A 13,978-nucleotide genomic window follows, 5' to 3' on the forward strand; every position below is an offset into this window, starting at 1 on the left:
GTCGGGGTGAGAGGATTCGAACCTCCGGCCTCCACGTCCCGAACGTGGCGCGCTACCAGACTACGCTACACCCCGAATTTTTGAACAAACAAGCGGCTGGCTTGTTCGCATTGCTCAGTGCTTGAGGCGTCGTGGCGCAAAGCAAAGAACTTGGGTCTTGGACCGTCCTTGCTTAGAAGGATCGGTCAACCGACTGAGCCGCAAATTCTAGCAGAGATTCTCGCCACATATTGGCGGGCAGAAGTTGCAGGCAGTCTTTGGCCAGTTGCGCTTCGGCTCGGGCCGCGTCGCGAGTGGCTTCAAGAGCGCCGGTCGCGCGAACAATCTCGACGATCTCGCTCAGTCGTTCTAACTCGCCATGTTCGATGGCGTGGCGGATCAACAGGCGCTGCTCTTCGGTGCCGCGCTCCATGGCGATCAGCAGTGGCAAGGTGGTTTTGCCTTCGCGGAGGTCATCGCCCACGTTTTTGCCAAGAGCGTGGCTGTCGCCTTCGTAATCCAGCACGTCGTCGATCAATTGGAAGGCAGTGCCCATGGCGCGGCCGTAGCCGGCGCAGGCCTCTTCAATTTCGGGGCTGCTGTCAGCAAGCACGGCGCCGAGGCGTGCGCTTGCCTCAAACAACTTGGCGGTCTTGAAGCGGATGACGCGCAGATAGCTTTCGACCGAGATGTCGGGGTCATGCATATTCATCAGCTGAAGCACTTCGCCCTCGGCGATGACGTTAGTGGCTTCGGCCAACACTTCGAGCACGCGCATGCGATTGGCGGACACCATCATCTGAAAGGCGCGCGAATACAGGAAGTCGCCCACCAAAACGCTGGCTGCATTGCCAAACAAGGCGTTGGCGGTTTGCTTGCCGCGGCGCAGCGAGGATTCGTCCACCACATCGTCGTGCAGCAAGGTTGCCGTGTGAATGAACTCCACAACAGCTGCCAGTTCAAGGCGCTGTGGGCCGTCGAATCCGAGTGCGTTGGCGAACAGCAGCACCAGCTTGGGGCGCATGCGCTTGCCACCTGCATGCACGATGTAGCCGGCGATCTGGTTGATCAGTGCGACGTCCGACTGCAGGCGGCGTGCAATGACGGCATCAACTTCCAGCATTTCTGCTGAAAGTGTGGCGAGTGCCTCGCGGACGCTGGGGAGGGTAGTAGGGGTCGAAGCAGAAGCGGCGTGCACTCTCGGCTCTCTTTTGAACGAAGCTGGGATTATAGGAAGAGCGCATGAGTCAAAACGCCGGAGGCTGTGTTGACTCATGCGCTGTGTGGCGCCACGCCTCGGCGAAAGCCGAAGGACTTGGCGTTTTCCACTAAGCATGCTAACATCGCGGGCTCTGCGCTTCACGGCTGCGGAGTTGAGGCCCGTTTTGGCTTGGGATTTCGGTCGGCTTTTATGAGTCGGCGGACACCAGAGTCATCGAGACGGGTTGGTTTAATTGAAAGGGCTGATATGTACGCGGTCATAAAAACCGGCGGCAAGCAATACAAAGTTGCTGCTGGCGAAAAGATCAAGATAGAACAGATTGCTGCGGATGTTGGCCAAGAGATTGTGATCGACCAAGTTCTCGCCGTTGGTAGCGGCGCAGATCTGAAGGTTGGCACTCCCTTGGTTGCTGGCGCAAGCGTCAATGCCACTGTTGTGGCTCACGGTAAGCACGACAAAGTGCGCATCTTCAAGTTGCGTCGTCGTAAGCACTACAAGAAGAGTCAAGGCCATCGCCAGACGTATACCGAGCTGTTGATCAGCACGGTGAACGGCTGATCGAGAGTCGGCTTCTTCGCCAACAGTTCAAGGAGATAATCCATGGCACAGAAAAAGGGCGGCGGTTCAACACGAAACGGCCGCGACTCCAAACCTAAGATGCTCGGTGTGAAGGCCTTCGGCGGCCAGACCATCTCTGCAGGTTCCATCATCGTGCGTCAGCGCGGTACCAAGTTCCATCCCGGCACCAATGTCGGTATCGGCAAGGACCACACGCTGTTTGCCCTGGTTGACGGCCAAGTGTCGTTCGCCATCAAGGGTGAAAAGAGCCGTCAGACGGTCTTCGTGACCGCGATCTGATCGCCGATGTACACCGCAGGCGGAGGGCAGCAGCCGACCGCCTGCAACAGGTGAACAAAAAGCCCCGGCTCGCTGGGGCTTTTGCTTTTTCAGGCTGCAGCAAAGCTGGTTGTTCCCGTTTGGGGCGGCCGCAGGCTTTGCCTTAACATCAGCCTCAAAAGGCGCGTAGCAATATGAAATTCATCGACGAAGCCACCATCGACATCGTGGCCGGCAATGGTGGTGCCGGCTGTGCCAGTTTCCGCCGCGAAAAATTCATCCCCTTCGGTGGGCCGGATGGCGGCGACGGCGGCCGCGGTGGCAGCGTCTTTGCTGTGGCAGACAGCAACCTCAACACCCTGATCGACTATCGCTATGCGCGCCGCCACGAGGCCCGCAATGGTGAGGCCGGCCGTGGCTCGGATTGCTATGGCGCAGCCTCCGATGACGTCATCTTGCGTATGCCGGTCGGCACCATCGTGCGCGACCTGGAAACCGATACGGTGATCGCCGAGTTGCTGGAGCCGGGCGAGAAAATCATGCTGGCCAAGGGCGGCGATGGCGGCTTCGGTAACCTGCATTTCAAGACCAGTACCAACCGCGCACCGCGTCAGAAGACGCCCGGTTGGCCTGGTGAGGCCAAGAAGGTCAAGCTTGAGTTGCGCGTCTTGGCCGATGTCGGCTTGCTGGGTCAACCCAATGCGGGTAAGTCCACGCTGATCACGGCCGTGTCGAATGCACGACCCAAGATCGCGGATTACCCCTTCACGACCTTGCATCCCAATCTGGGTGTGGTGCGCGTCGGGCCGGAGAAGAGCTTTGTCGTTGCCGACATTCCTGGCCTGATTGAAGGTGCCGCAGAAGGCGCCGGTCTGGGTCACCAATTCCTGCGCCATTTGCAGCGTACGCGTTTGCTCTTGCATGTCGTGGACTTGGCGCCTTTTGATCCGGCAGTCGATCCGGTGGCTGAAGCCAAGGCCATCGTCAATGAGTTGAAGAAGTACGACCAAGAGTTGTACGACAAACCGCGTTGGCTGGTCTTGAACAAGCTGGACATGGTGCCCGAGGAAGAGCGCGCCAAACGCGTCAAAGACTTCGTCAAGCGCTACAAGTGGAAGGGCCCGGTCTTCGAGATCTCGGCGCTGACCCGCGATGGTTGCCAGCCCTTGATTCATGCCATCTACGACCACGTGGCCACGGCGCACAAGGTTTTGGTGGAGGTCGACCCGCGCTTCCCTGAGGGCAAGCCGGTCTCGACGGCTGCAGACGACAGCGCGGAATGAGCGCGGCGCTCCAGGGCGCGAAGCGCATCGTCGTCAAGGTCGGATCTAGCCTGGTCACCAACGAGGGCCGGGGTGTTGATGCCGATGCCATCGGCAATTGGTGTCGGCAGCTTGCGGCCTTGGCCGCCGATGGTCGCGAGCTGGTGATGGTCTCCAGCGGCGCCATCGCCGAAGGCATGAAGCGCCTGGGCTGGGCGACCCGGCCCAAGGAACTGCACGAACTGCAGGCCGCGGCTGCAGTGGGGCAGATGGGCTTGGTGCAGATGTACGAAAGCAAGCTGCGCGAGCATGGCATGGGCAGTGCGCAAGTGCTGCTCACTCATGCAGACTTGGCCGACCGAGAGCGCTATCTGAATGCGCGCTCGACCCTGGTGACCTTGTTGCAACACCGCGTGTTGCCGGTCATCAACGAGAACGACACTGTCGTCAACGACGAAATCAAATTCGGCGACAACGACACGCTGGGCGCGCTGGTCGCCAACTTGATTGAAGCCGATGCGCTGATCATCCTCACCGATCAGCGTGGCCTGTACTCGGCCGATCCGCGTCGCGATCCGAATGCGCGCTTCATCGATGAGGCAGTGGCAGGCACGCCCGAGTTGGAGCAAATGGCAGGTGGCGCCGGCTCGTCCCTGGGTCGTGGCGGCATGATCACCAAGATTCTGGCGGCCAAGCGGGCTGCAGGGAGCGGTGCCAACACCGTGATTGCCTGGGGTCGCGAGCCCGACGTCTTGCTGCGCTTGGCAGCTGGCGAGGCCATCGGCACAGCGCTTTTGGCCTCAACGCCCAAATTGGCAGCGCGTAAGCAGTGGATGGCTGATCATTTGCAGCTGCGAGGGGCTGTCGCCGTTGATGCAGGGGCCGCCGCAAAGCTGCAAGGCGAAGGCAAGAGCTTGCTGCCGATTGGTGTGGTCGAGGTGCAAGGCGAGTTCCACCGTGGCGATGTGATCGCTGTGATCGATGCCAGTGGCCGCGAAGTCGCTCGGGGACTAACCAATTACTCCAGCGCAGAGGCGCGCTTGATTGCTCGCAAGCCCTCAGGCGAGTTTGAGCGTGTGCTCGGCTATGCCGCCGAGCCGGAGTTGATCCACCGGGACAATTTGGTCTTGAACTGATAAGACTTGAAGGGCCGTCCTGCTTCGTGTTTAAGCAAGGCGGCCGTGTCCATTTAGATCAGTCTTTGTTTGGCGATGGATCGGGTTGGCTTTGGGCTGGCATCAATTCGCTGTCAGCCTTGTTGGCCGGCGAATCAGCCTGCCTATCGCCTTGCGGGTTGTGCTGGCCGGCTGAATCGCCCCGGTGCTGCTGCTGAGGCCGCATGCCGCCGCGCAGATAGCGGTTGTGCTGGTTGATGCGAGGAAGATAGCGCGCCAACTCGGTCAGCGCATTTTCATAGACCCCGCGCTTGAACTCGATCACCGCCTCAAGCGGCACCCAGTAATCGTTCCAGCGCCAAGCATCAAATTCCGGATGATTGGTGGCGCGCAGATTCATATCGGAATCACGCCCCAACAATTGCAGCAAGAACCAGATCTGCTTTTGGCCGCGGTAGTGGCCGCGTGCATCACGTCTGATGAAGTGGTCGGGCACCTCATAGCGCAGCCAATCGCGCGTGCGCGCAATGATCTGCACATGGTCAGGAACAAGCCCCACTTCTTCATGGAGCTCACGAAACATCGCCTGCTCAGGCGTTTCACCATAGTTAATGCCCCCTTGCGGGAACTGCCAGGAATGTGTGCGGATGCGTTTGCCCCAAAACACTTCATTCCGGTGGTTGAGCAGGATGATGCCGACGTTGGGCCGGAAGCCGTCACGGTCGAGCATAATCAACCTCGAATCTTTAGTTAGATCAATTATTGCATTGGGATGCCGCTCTGGCATCGTCCTCGCTAACCCTCAGACCCGAACCCTGCTTGGCCTTGACGGCCGAGCCTTGCCAAGCGCCATGAAAGCCAGCCAGTTTTTTGTCTCCACGCTCAAGGAAGCGCCCGCCGATGCCGAGGTTGTCAGCCACAAACTGATGATGCGCGCCGGCATGATCAAACGCATCGGCGCCGGCATCTACAACTACATGCCCATGGGCCTGCGGGTGATCCGCAAGGTCGAGGCCATCATCCGCGAGGAGATGACCCGCGCGGGTGCGGTGGAGTTGTTGATGCCGGTGGTGCAACCGGCCGAGCTTTGGCAAGAAACCGGTCGCTTCGACAAGATGGGCCCCGAGTTGATGCGGGTGAAAGATCGCCACGGCCGCGACTTCATCATCCAGCCTACCTCCGAAGAGGTGATGACCGACATCGCTCGCCAAGAGCTGCGCAGCTACAAGCAGTTGCCGAAGAATTTCTATCACATCCAAACAAAGTTCCGCGACGAGCGTCGCCCGCGTTTCGGTGTGATGCGCGGCCGTGAGTTCACCATGAAGGATGCGTATTCCTTCGACCGTGACGTGGCCGCCGCGACGGTCAGCTACCAAGGCATGTACGCCGCCTATCAGCGCATCTTTGATCGCTTCGGCTTGCAGTACCGCGCAGTCGCCGCCGACACCGGTGCGATTGGCGGCGAGATCTCGCATGAGTTCCAGGTCATCGCTGAAACCGGCGAAGACGCCATCGTTTACTGCCCGACCAGTGACTACGCCGCCAATATCGAATTGGCCGAAGGTGTGGCGCTCTTGAGCGCGCGTGCTAACGCAAATCAAGCGCTGACCAAGACCGCAACGCCGTCCAAGAGCACTTGCGAAGATGTGGCTGCGCTCCTGGGCCTGCCGCTGACCCAAACGGTCAAGTCCATCGTGCTGGCCAGTGACGAGCTCAATGAGCAGGGCGAAATCGTCAAGAGCACGGTTTGGCTCTTGTTGCTGCGCGGCGATCATGATCTGAACGAGGTCAAGGCCGGCAAGATTGAAGACCTGAAGGCCGGGTTCCGCTTCGCCACCGTGAGCGAGATTGAAGAACACTTCGGTACCAAGCCAGGCTATCTGGGCCCGATCAAACTGCTCAAGCCGGTGAAGGTCATTGCCGACCGCACCGTGGCCTTGATGAGCGACTTTGTCTGCGGCGCCAATGAAGCGGACTTCCACTTCACCGGCGCCAACTGGGGCCGTGATTTGCCCGAGCCGGATTTGGTGACCGACATCCGCAACGTCGTCGCTGGCGATCCCTCGCCGGACGGCAAGGGCGTTTTGGCGATCCAGCGTGGCATCGAAGTGGGTCATGTCTTCCTGCTCGGCACCAAGTACTCGGCCGATATGAAGGCCACCTTCTTGGACGAGAACGGCAAGCCGCAGCTGATGGTGATGGGCTGCTACGGCATTGGCGTGACGCGCATCTTGGGCGCGGCTATCGAGCAGAGCCACGACGAGCGCGGCATCATTTGGCCGGACGCGATTGCGCCTTTCAGCGTGGTGGTTTGCCCGATTGGCATGGACCGCAGCGAAGAGGTCAAGGCGGCCGCGTACAAGCTGCATGACGACCTGGCGGCCCTGGGCATTGATGTGCTGCTGGACGACCGTGGCGAGCGCCCAGGCGCGATGTTTGCCGACTGGGAATTGGTCGGTGTGCCGCACCGCGTGGTGATCTCGGACCGTGGGCTGAAAGAAGGCCAGGTCGAGTACCAAGGTCGCCGTGATGCCGCGGCCAGCAAACTCAGCCTGGACGAGGTCTTGGCTCAGCTCAAGGCCAAGCTGACGACTTGAATTCCATGCAGCGTGAACGACGCGGCCTGATGCTGGGCGCGTTGGCTGCAGGCTTTGCTTCTTGGCCGTGCCTCAGTCATGCCGGGGCTCAGCTTGAAGAGCCTCTGGCCGACGCGGTGCGCTCGGCCTTGTCTGCAGCCATCGCCTATTCGGCGCCACCCAAGCCGCGCTTTGACAATGTCGAGGCGCGCTTGACCTATCTGCGCTGGTTGGGCGTGATGAGCGAAAAGCTCAAGCCGCGCAAGAGCGAGCCGCAGACCCGCATTGAGTTTCTAGAAACCGTCTGGTACGAAGCCAAACGGGCCGGGCTGGACCCCAGCTTGATGCTGGGCCTGGTGCAGGTGGAGAGCGGCTTTCGCAAATACGCGATCAGCAGCGCCGGGGCGCGCGGCTATACCCAGGTGATGCCCTTCTGGGCCAAATCCATCGGTGACGGCCAGGCCTCACGGCTCTTTCATATGCAGACCAATCTGCGATTCGGCTGCGTGATTCTTCGCCACTATCTCGACCGGGAGCAGGGCGATATGTATCTGGCCCTGGGTCGCTACAACGGCAGCCGCGGGCGGCCGGAGTACCCCCGCGCGGTGTTCGGTGCGCGCAAGCAGTGGCTGCTGCCCGGTGAAACCTAAGCTCAGGCTTTGATGCCGGCCCAAGCCTTGGGGTGGGCACCCATGACGCCGGCCAATTCCAGCACCCGTTCCACGCTCTCATTCACCAACTCATCAATGCTTTGAGGGTGGTGATAAAAGGCCGGCAAGGGCGGAAAGCAAATCGCACCCATTTCGGTGGCGGCGACCATATTGCGCAAATGTGCCAGATTGAAGGGCGTCTCGCGCACCATCAAGATCAAGCGACGGCGCTCTTTCAAGGTCACGTCGGCAGCGCGGGTCAGCAGGTTGTCGCCAAAACCATGGGCCACCGAGGCCAGGGTCTTCATCGAGCAGGGCGCGATAACCATGGCGGCGGTTGCAAAACTGCCGCTGGCCACGCAAGCGCCGATGTCGCCGGGCGCATATGCATAGGAGGCCTCGGCCTCTAAGGCTTTGCGGTCCAAGCCCAGTTCATGGTGCGCATTGATCACGCCCGAGGGCGTGATGATCAGATGCGTCTCCAGGCTCAGTTCGCGGCCACGTCGCAACAGCCGCAGGCTGTAGGCCGCACCGGTGGCACCGGTGATGCCGAGGACCAGTCTTTGCGTCATCAGCTAGCGGACAGCACCTGCTGCAGCTCGCCCGATTCGTACATCTCCATCATGATGTCCGAGCCACCAATGAACTCACCATTGATGTAGAGCTGGGGAATGGTCGGCCAGTTGGCATAGTCCTTGATGCCCTGGCGGACATCGGCGTCATCCAGCACATTGAAGGTCTTCAGATCGGTGGCGCCGCAGGCCTTCAGAATTTGGACCGCACGGCCGGAGAAGCCGCACATCGGGAACTGTGCCGAGCCCTTCATGAAGAGCATCACGCGGTTGTTCTTCACCAGGTCATCAATGCGTTGCTGAACGTCGCTCATGGATCATCTCGCCCAAAAAAGTGGAATCTTGGGCGCGATTATCGGTCAGCGCGATTTCACCTATGCCTTGGCAGGTCAAACCCAGCTTCAGGCGCTATCAGTAGCTGTAGGACAGGCCCAGTTGCAGCACCGGTTTGAAGCGCAAATCGCGCAGCAGGTCTTCCATGCTCTGGGCACGGTTGTTGCCAAGGCGGAGGCCATTGCCGCTCATATTGCCGCTCATCAGGCCAAGGTCGGCACTGAATCCCCAGCCACCCCGCAAGGAGCGACCGGTGTAACCGATGCCCAGATAGGAGGTGGAGGTGAAAGGATCGCTGCTCTCCCGCTCTGCCGACCATGGGGTCAAGCTGCGCTGACCCACAGTCAGGCCTTGTGCCAAGCTCGTGGTGCTGGAGTTCAGCGCCAGACTGGCATTGCTCTGCGCCAGCGAACCCAGCATCAGCCCGCCGGTGGCGCGCAGGCCACCGCGAACGCCGCCCAGGCCGGAGCCGGTCAGGTAATAGTCGCCCAGCAGTGTGGCGCTGAGCAGGCGTGAGCCGGCGTGTGCAGCGCTATCCAAGCCGCCGGGAGCCGTGGCGGCGTTCAAGGCCAAACTGCTCAGTTGCAGGCGGGCTTGCCAGTTCGGGCTTGCCTGCAGGGCCGGCAGGCTGGGCTCGGCGGCGCGCAGGGCAGGGCTCATGCTCAGCAGCAATCCGGTCAGACCGAGCAAGGTCAGAGCAAAGAGAAAACGAGGCCTTTGAACGGTGCTCATGACGATCTCCTGCGGCGATGGGTTGAGTCCATGCTACGCCGAGGCGGCCCGTTCGTGCGGTGTAAATTGCCCACAAATGGGTGGGCTGTTGCTGCGATCGAATGTTGAGCGATTGAGCGACGGAGCGCTCAGCCCAACCAGCGCCCGCCGCTGACCCGAGGCTGGCCGCCCAGGTCGCGGCGCATGTCTACATCGATGAAGCCGCGCTGCAGCAAGGCTTGGCCGACGGGCTCGGCCTGGTCATAGCCATGCTCCAGCAACAGCCAGCCGTCGGGCTGCAGGTGATTTGGCGCCCCTTCGATCAAGGCTTGCAGGTCGGACAAGCCATCGCCGCCCGGTGTCAAGGCGCCTATCGGCTCATGCCGAAGCGCCGGCAGATGCGGGTCTTCTCCGGCGATATAGGGTGGGTTGCTGACGATCAGGTCGAACCGCTGCCCCGCCAAAGGCTGCCACCAATCCCCTTGGTGGAAGCTCACGTCTAGACCAAGCCGACGGGCGTTGTCTTGCGCCACCGCCAGGGCTGCGTGGCTCAAATCCAGTGCTTCGACCTGCGCCGCAGGGTGGCTGGCCTTGAGGGCCAAGGCAATGGCGCCACTGCCGGTGCCGAGATCGACGACGCGTGCTTGTTTCGGTGCTTGCGTCCGCAGAATCTCCAAAGCCCAGTCCACCAGGATTTCGGTGTCGGCGCGGGGCACCAAGGTGTCCGTTGTGACTTTGAGCAGCAAGCCGTGGAACTCTTTCTCGCCGAGCAGATAGGCCAGCGGTGTGCCGGCCGCTTTTTGTGCGAATTGCTCGGCCAGAAGGCTTGCGACTGCAGGGGCCAGCGCGGCGTCGTCGTGGCTGATCAACCAAGTTCGGTTTTGCTGTACAGCGGCCGACACCAAAAGCTGGGCGTCGAGTCGATCAAGACCTGAGCTCTGCGCCAATTGCAGGGCAGCGCGAATGTCTCCGGGCAAGGGCTTCATGCGCGTCCCGCCTCCAGCACTGCCAACTGCTCAGCCGCCTGGGCGGCTTGCAGACCCGCAGCCACATCGTCGAGATCGCCGTCCATGATGGCGCCGAGCTTGTAGAGCGTTAGGTTGATGCGGTGGTCGGTCAGGCGACCCTGCGGGAAGTTGTAGGTGCGGATGCGGTCGCTGCGGTCGCCGGTGCCGATCAGGCTCTTGCGATTGGCGGCGTCCTTGGCTTCGCGTTCGATGCGGTCCTTGTCGCGCAGGCGGGCGGCCAGCACCAGCATGGCCTTGGCCTTGTTGCGGTGCTGGCTGCGGTCGTCCTGGCATTCCGCCACCAAGCCGGTGGGGATGTGGGTGACGCGCACCGCGCTGTCGGTCTTGTTGATGTGCTGACCACCGGCACCGCTGGCGCGGAAGGTGTCGATGCGCAACTCCGAGGGGTTCAGCGTCACTTCCTCGGCTTCATCCGGTTCGGCGATCACCGCCACGGTGCAGGCGCTGGTGTGGATGCGTCCCTGCGCCTCGGTGGCAGGGACGCGTTGCACGCGGTGGCCGCCGGACTCGAACTTCAGGCGGCCATAAACCTTGTCGCCCTCGATGCGCACCACCAACTCTTTGTAGCCACCCAGGTCCGACTCATTGGCCGACAAAATCTCGGTCTTCCAGCCTTGGCGTTCGGCATAGCGCAGATACATGCGCGCCAAGTCGGCGGCGAACAGGGCCGACTCATCGCCGCCGGCACCGGCACGGATTTCCAAGAACGCCGAGCGCTCATCGTCCGGGTCACGCGGCAGCAGGGCCAGTTGCAGCGACTCATGCAGGCGCGTCAAATCAGCCTCGGCGGATTTGATTTCCTCGGCCGCCATCTCGGCCATTTCGGGGTCGGCCAACAGGCTCTTGGCCTCGATCAGATCGGCCTCGCGCTGCAGATACTGCTTGTATTGCGAGACCAGTTCCGCCACCTCGGCCTGCTCCTTGGTGAGCGCCCGATAACGCTTCATATCGGCGGCAATGCTGCCTTCGCTGAGGATGGTGTCGAGCTCGCTCAGGCGATAGGCGAGGCGGTCGAACTGCTGGCGCAGTGAGTCTTTCATGGCGGGTCCGGGGAGCAAGAGGCGAGAGGGCGCGGGCATCAGAGCCGACGCAAGAGCTGGCGCTGATGGACGCCGCTAATACTCGCCGGGCTGCTCGCTGGCGACAGGGTTGACGCTCTCGGCCGGATTGCGGCTGCTGCTGCGCAGGAAAAGGCGCGATACCGTCTGCGCCAGCTGTACCCGGTGCTCGCCATCGCTGGCATGCAACTCGGCCATGGTGCCGTGCAGCATCTTCTGCGTCAGGCCGCGGCTCATGGCCTCCAGCACCTCTTCGACATTGGCGCCGCGCGCCAGCAGCTTGCGGGCACGTGCCATTTCATGCTCGCGCCAACCATCGGCCTGCGCGTTCAAGGCCTGGATCAAAGGCACGGTATTGCGCTGGCCCAGCCAATGCACAAAGCTCTGCACCCCGGTTTCGATGATGGCTTCGGCCTGCTCCACCGCTGCCTGGCGTTTTTCGCCGGCCGATTGCACCAAGCTGGCCAATTCGTCCACGGTGTAGAGATAGACATCGTCCAGTTGTCCGACTTCGGGCTCGATGTCTCTTGGCACCGCCAGGTCGACCATGAACATCGGCCGGTGCTTGCGCAGCTTCAAGGCGCGTTCAACGGCGCCCAGTCCGATCAGCGGCAGGCTGCTGGCGGTGCAGGAGATCACCGCGTCAAATTCATGCAGTCGTTGCGGCAAGTCGGCCAAACGGATCGCCTCGGCGCCCAGATGGCCAGCTAGCTTCTCGCCGCGCTCCAAGGTGCGGTTGGCGACAGCCATGGCTTTGGGCGTCTTGGCGGCGAAGTGAGTCGCCACCAGTTCAATCATCTCGCCGGCGCCCACGAACAGCACCTTGATCTGGCTGAGGTCTTCAAACAACTGTGCGGCCAGGCGCACCGAGGCGGCGGCCATGCTGATCGAGTGGGCGCCGATCTCGGTCGAACTGCGCACCTCTTTGGCGACGGAAAAGCCGCGCTGGAACAGTTGGTGCAGCGTGGTGCCGACGGTGCCGGCCTGGGTGGCCTCGCGCACCGCCTGCTTCATCTGACCCAGGATTTGCGGTTCGCCCAGCACCATCGAGTCCAGCCCACTGGCGACGCGGAAGGCATGGCGCGCCGCCGCGCTGCCTTCGCGCACATAGGCGTGGTCCATCAGCGCGGCGCTGCTGACACCGCCGATGCGGGCCAGCCAGTCGACGGCCGGCTTGACCATGTCGCCATGGCCGGCGACATAGAGCTCAGTGCGATTGCAGGTCGACAGGATCGTCGCTTCGGTGGCCGTGGCGTTGTGGCCCGGCAATTGCAATTGCTCGCGAAAGCCATGCAGGGTCGGCACCAGTTGCTCTAACGAGAACGCAAAACGCCCGCGCAAATCCAAGGGCGCGGAAGTGTGGTTCAAGCCAAGGGCAAATACGGTCATGGACGGATTATAAAATTGTCATCAATGCTTCGCGCCGAGAAGGCGCTCATGCAGACGCCATTCAAGCTTGATGTGCATCAAGTGAAGCGTATTTCTCTGACCGCTGCGAGCCCCACCCTTGAGTCCTCTTGACGCCTTTTGGCACCTCAGCAATCTGTTCGCGCCCGCTTGGTTGGTCGCTGCCTTGATGGCGGCTGGTGCCAAATTGCTGTGGCGGCGGGAGCTGAAGGCGCGGCGCTGGCAAGACCTGACCCTTTGGGGTGGTATCGGTGGAAGCCTCGGCGTGATCGCGGCCCTGTTGCTGCTCGGGCGCGACGGCAAGATGGCCGGCTACGGGCTGATGCTTTTGGGCATCAGCCTGCCGCAGTGCTATTTGAGCCTCAGGCCAGCACGCTAGCGTCTTCCACCGTCAGCACCTCGGCGCGCAGCGAATGCGCAAAGGCCTGGGTGATCTTGACGTCCACCAACTGATTCATCAGGCGCGCATTGCCCTTGAAGTTGACGATGCGATTGCACTCGGTGCGGCCCATCAACTCGCTGGGGTCTTTGCGGGCATTGCCGGTGACCAAGATCTTGTGGGTCTGGCCGACCATGGTCTGGCTGATGGCCAGGGTGTTGGCCTCGATGACGGCTTGCAACTCTTGCAGACGGCGCACCTTCACTTCGTAAGGTGTGGTGTCTTCCAGCGCTGCAGCAGGTGTGCCGGGGCGCGGGCTGAAGATGAAGCTGAAGGAGGCGTCGAAGCCGATGTCTTCGACCAACTTCATCAGCTTGGCGTGGTCTTCTTCGGTTTCGCCGGGGAAGCCGACGATGAAGTCGCTGGCGATGCGGATGTCGGGGCGGATGGCGCGCAGCTTGCGAATCGTGCTCTTGAACTCCAGGGCGGTGTAGCCGCGCTTCATCGCCATCAAGATGCGGTCGCTGCCGTGCTGCACCGGCAGATGCAGATGGTTGACCAGCTGCGGTACTTTGGCGAAGGCATCGACCAAGCGCTGGTTGAACTCGTTCGGGTGGCTGGTGGTGAAGCGCAGGCGCTGGATGCCGGGGATCTCGGCCGCGTACTCGAGCAGCAGGGCGAGGTCAGCGTACTCATTGCTGTCGCCCATCTTGCCGCGGTAGGCATTGACGTTTTGGCCCAGCAGATTGATCTCCATGACGCCTTGGTCGGCCAGACCGGCGATCTCGGTCAGCACATCGTCAAAGGGGCGCGAGACCTCTTCGCCGCGGGTGTAGGGCACCACGCAGT

Annotated in this window: 16 protein-coding genes and 1 tRNA gene; 7 read left to right on the forward strand and 10 right to left on the reverse strand. The window is 61.7% G+C overall.

Annotated elements, in window-relative coordinates; genetic code table 11:
- Window position 1: 1 nt before the first annotated feature.
- A tRNA-Pro gene (locus ACOVRJ_RS06480) sits at window positions 2-75 on the reverse strand.
- A 97-nt stretch (window positions 76-172) separates the two neighbouring features.
- Window positions 173-1,102, reverse strand: a complete 930-nt coding sequence (locus tag ACOVRJ_RS06485) for a polyprenyl synthetase family protein (protein WP_422043071.1) — start codon at window positions 1,100-1,102, stop codon at window positions 173-175.
- 345 nt (window positions 1,103-1,447) lie between these two features.
- Between ACOVRJ_RS06485 and rplU the strand changes: the two genes are divergently transcribed.
- From rplU to proB, 4 genes are all read left to right on the forward strand, one after another.
- A complete protein-coding gene (rplU, locus tag ACOVRJ_RS06490) occupies window positions 1,448-1,759 on the forward strand; it encodes a 50S ribosomal protein L21 (RefSeq protein WP_263537902.1) in 312 nt (103 codons plus the stop codon).
- A 42-nt stretch (window positions 1,760-1,801) separates the two neighbouring features.
- Entirely contained in the window at window positions 1,802-2,059 is a 258-nt protein-coding gene (rpmA, locus tag ACOVRJ_RS06495) for a 50S ribosomal protein L27 (RefSeq protein WP_263537901.1), read from the forward strand.
- 173 nt (window positions 2,060-2,232) lie between these two features.
- Window positions 2,233-3,321, forward strand: a complete 1,089-nt coding sequence (obgE, locus tag ACOVRJ_RS06500) for a GTPase ObgE (protein WP_422043072.1) — start codon at window positions 2,233-2,235, stop codon at window positions 3,319-3,321.
- A complete protein-coding gene (gene proB, locus ACOVRJ_RS06505; RefSeq protein ID WP_422043073.1) occupies window positions 3,318-4,436 on the forward strand; it encodes a glutamate 5-kinase in 1,119 nt (372 codons plus the stop codon). The genes obgE and proB overlap by 4 nt, the downstream gene beginning before the upstream one ends.
- Window positions 4,437-4,494: 58 nt before the next feature.
- On the opposite strand, the gene ACOVRJ_RS06510 is transcribed toward proB, so the two are convergent.
- The gene (locus tag ACOVRJ_RS06510; RefSeq protein WP_422043083.1) at window positions 4,495-5,145 is read right to left on the reverse strand and encodes an RNA pyrophosphohydrolase; all 651 of its coding nucleotides are present in this window, start codon (window positions 5,143-5,145) and stop codon (window positions 4,495-4,497) included.
- 121 nt (window positions 5,146-5,266) lie between these two features.
- Here ACOVRJ_RS06510 and ACOVRJ_RS06515 point away from each other — a divergent pair, with 121 nt between their 5' ends.
- Window positions 5,267-7,012 carry a proline--tRNA ligase gene (locus tag ACOVRJ_RS06515; protein WP_422043074.1) on the forward strand — a complete coding sequence of 582 codons (1,746 nt, stop codon included), beginning with the start codon at window positions 5,267-5,269 and terminating at the stop codon, window positions 7,010-7,012.
- Window positions 7,013-7,017: 5 nt separating this feature from the next.
- Window positions 7,018-7,641: a lytic transglycosylase domain-containing protein gene (locus ACOVRJ_RS06520; RefSeq protein WP_422043075.1), complete on the forward strand. Its 624-nt coding sequence runs from the start codon at window positions 7,018-7,020 to the stop codon at window positions 7,639-7,641.
- Between the two features lie 2 nt (window positions 7,642-7,643).
- On the opposite strand, the gene ACOVRJ_RS06525 is transcribed toward ACOVRJ_RS06520, so the two are convergent.
- From ACOVRJ_RS06525 to hemA, 6 genes are all read right to left on the reverse strand, one after another.
- Window positions 7,644-8,213 (reverse strand): UbiX family flavin prenyltransferase, encoded by a 570-nt coding sequence (locus ACOVRJ_RS06525; RefSeq protein WP_422043076.1) that lies wholly within the window; start codon window positions 8,211-8,213, stop codon window positions 7,644-7,646.
- Window positions 8,213-8,527, reverse strand: a complete 315-nt coding sequence (gene grxD, locus ACOVRJ_RS06530; protein WP_422043077.1) for a Grx4 family monothiol glutaredoxin — start codon at window positions 8,525-8,527, stop codon at window positions 8,213-8,215. Before grxD ends, ACOVRJ_RS06525 begins: the two co-directional genes overlap by 1 nt.
- Window positions 8,528-8,624: 97 nt before the next feature.
- Window positions 8,625-9,278: a hypothetical protein gene (locus ACOVRJ_RS06535; RefSeq protein ID WP_422043078.1), complete on the reverse strand. Its 654-nt coding sequence runs from the start codon at window positions 9,276-9,278 to the stop codon at window positions 8,625-8,627.
- 128 nt (window positions 9,279-9,406) lie between these two features.
- Window positions 9,407-10,243, reverse strand: a complete 837-nt coding sequence (gene prmC / locus ACOVRJ_RS06540) for a peptide chain release factor N(5)-glutamine methyltransferase (RefSeq protein WP_422043079.1) — start codon at window positions 10,241-10,243, stop codon at window positions 9,407-9,409.
- Window positions 10,240-11,325 (reverse strand): peptide chain release factor 1, encoded by a 1,086-nt coding sequence (gene prfA / locus ACOVRJ_RS06545; protein WP_339597357.1) that lies wholly within the window; start codon window positions 11,323-11,325, stop codon window positions 10,240-10,242. The genes prmC and prfA overlap by 4 nt, the downstream gene beginning before the upstream one ends.
- 75 nt (window positions 11,326-11,400) lie before the next feature.
- Window positions 11,401-12,732: a glutamyl-tRNA reductase gene (hemA, locus tag ACOVRJ_RS06550; RefSeq protein ID WP_422043080.1), complete on the reverse strand. Its 1,332-nt coding sequence runs from the start codon at window positions 12,730-12,732 to the stop codon at window positions 11,401-11,403.
- Window positions 12,733-12,850: 118 nt separating this feature from the next.
- Between hemA and ACOVRJ_RS06555 the strand changes: the two genes are divergently transcribed.
- Complete coding sequence (locus ACOVRJ_RS06555) at window positions 12,851-13,129, forward strand: hypothetical protein (protein ID WP_422043081.1); 279 nt, start codon at window positions 12,851-12,853, stop codon at window positions 13,127-13,129.
- Here ACOVRJ_RS06555 and ACOVRJ_RS06560 read toward each other — a convergent pair.
- The coding region (locus ACOVRJ_RS06560) for a MiaB/RimO family radical SAM methylthiotransferase (protein ID WP_422043082.1) at window positions 13,113-13,978 on the reverse strand (866 nt) is incomplete at its 5' end. The genes ACOVRJ_RS06555 and ACOVRJ_RS06560 overlap by 17 nt on opposite strands.

It is taken from the genome of Roseateles sp. (genome assembly GCF_049240545.1).
Taxonomy (GTDB): Bacteria; Pseudomonadota; Gammaproteobacteria; order Burkholderiales; family Burkholderiaceae_C; genus Paucibacter_A.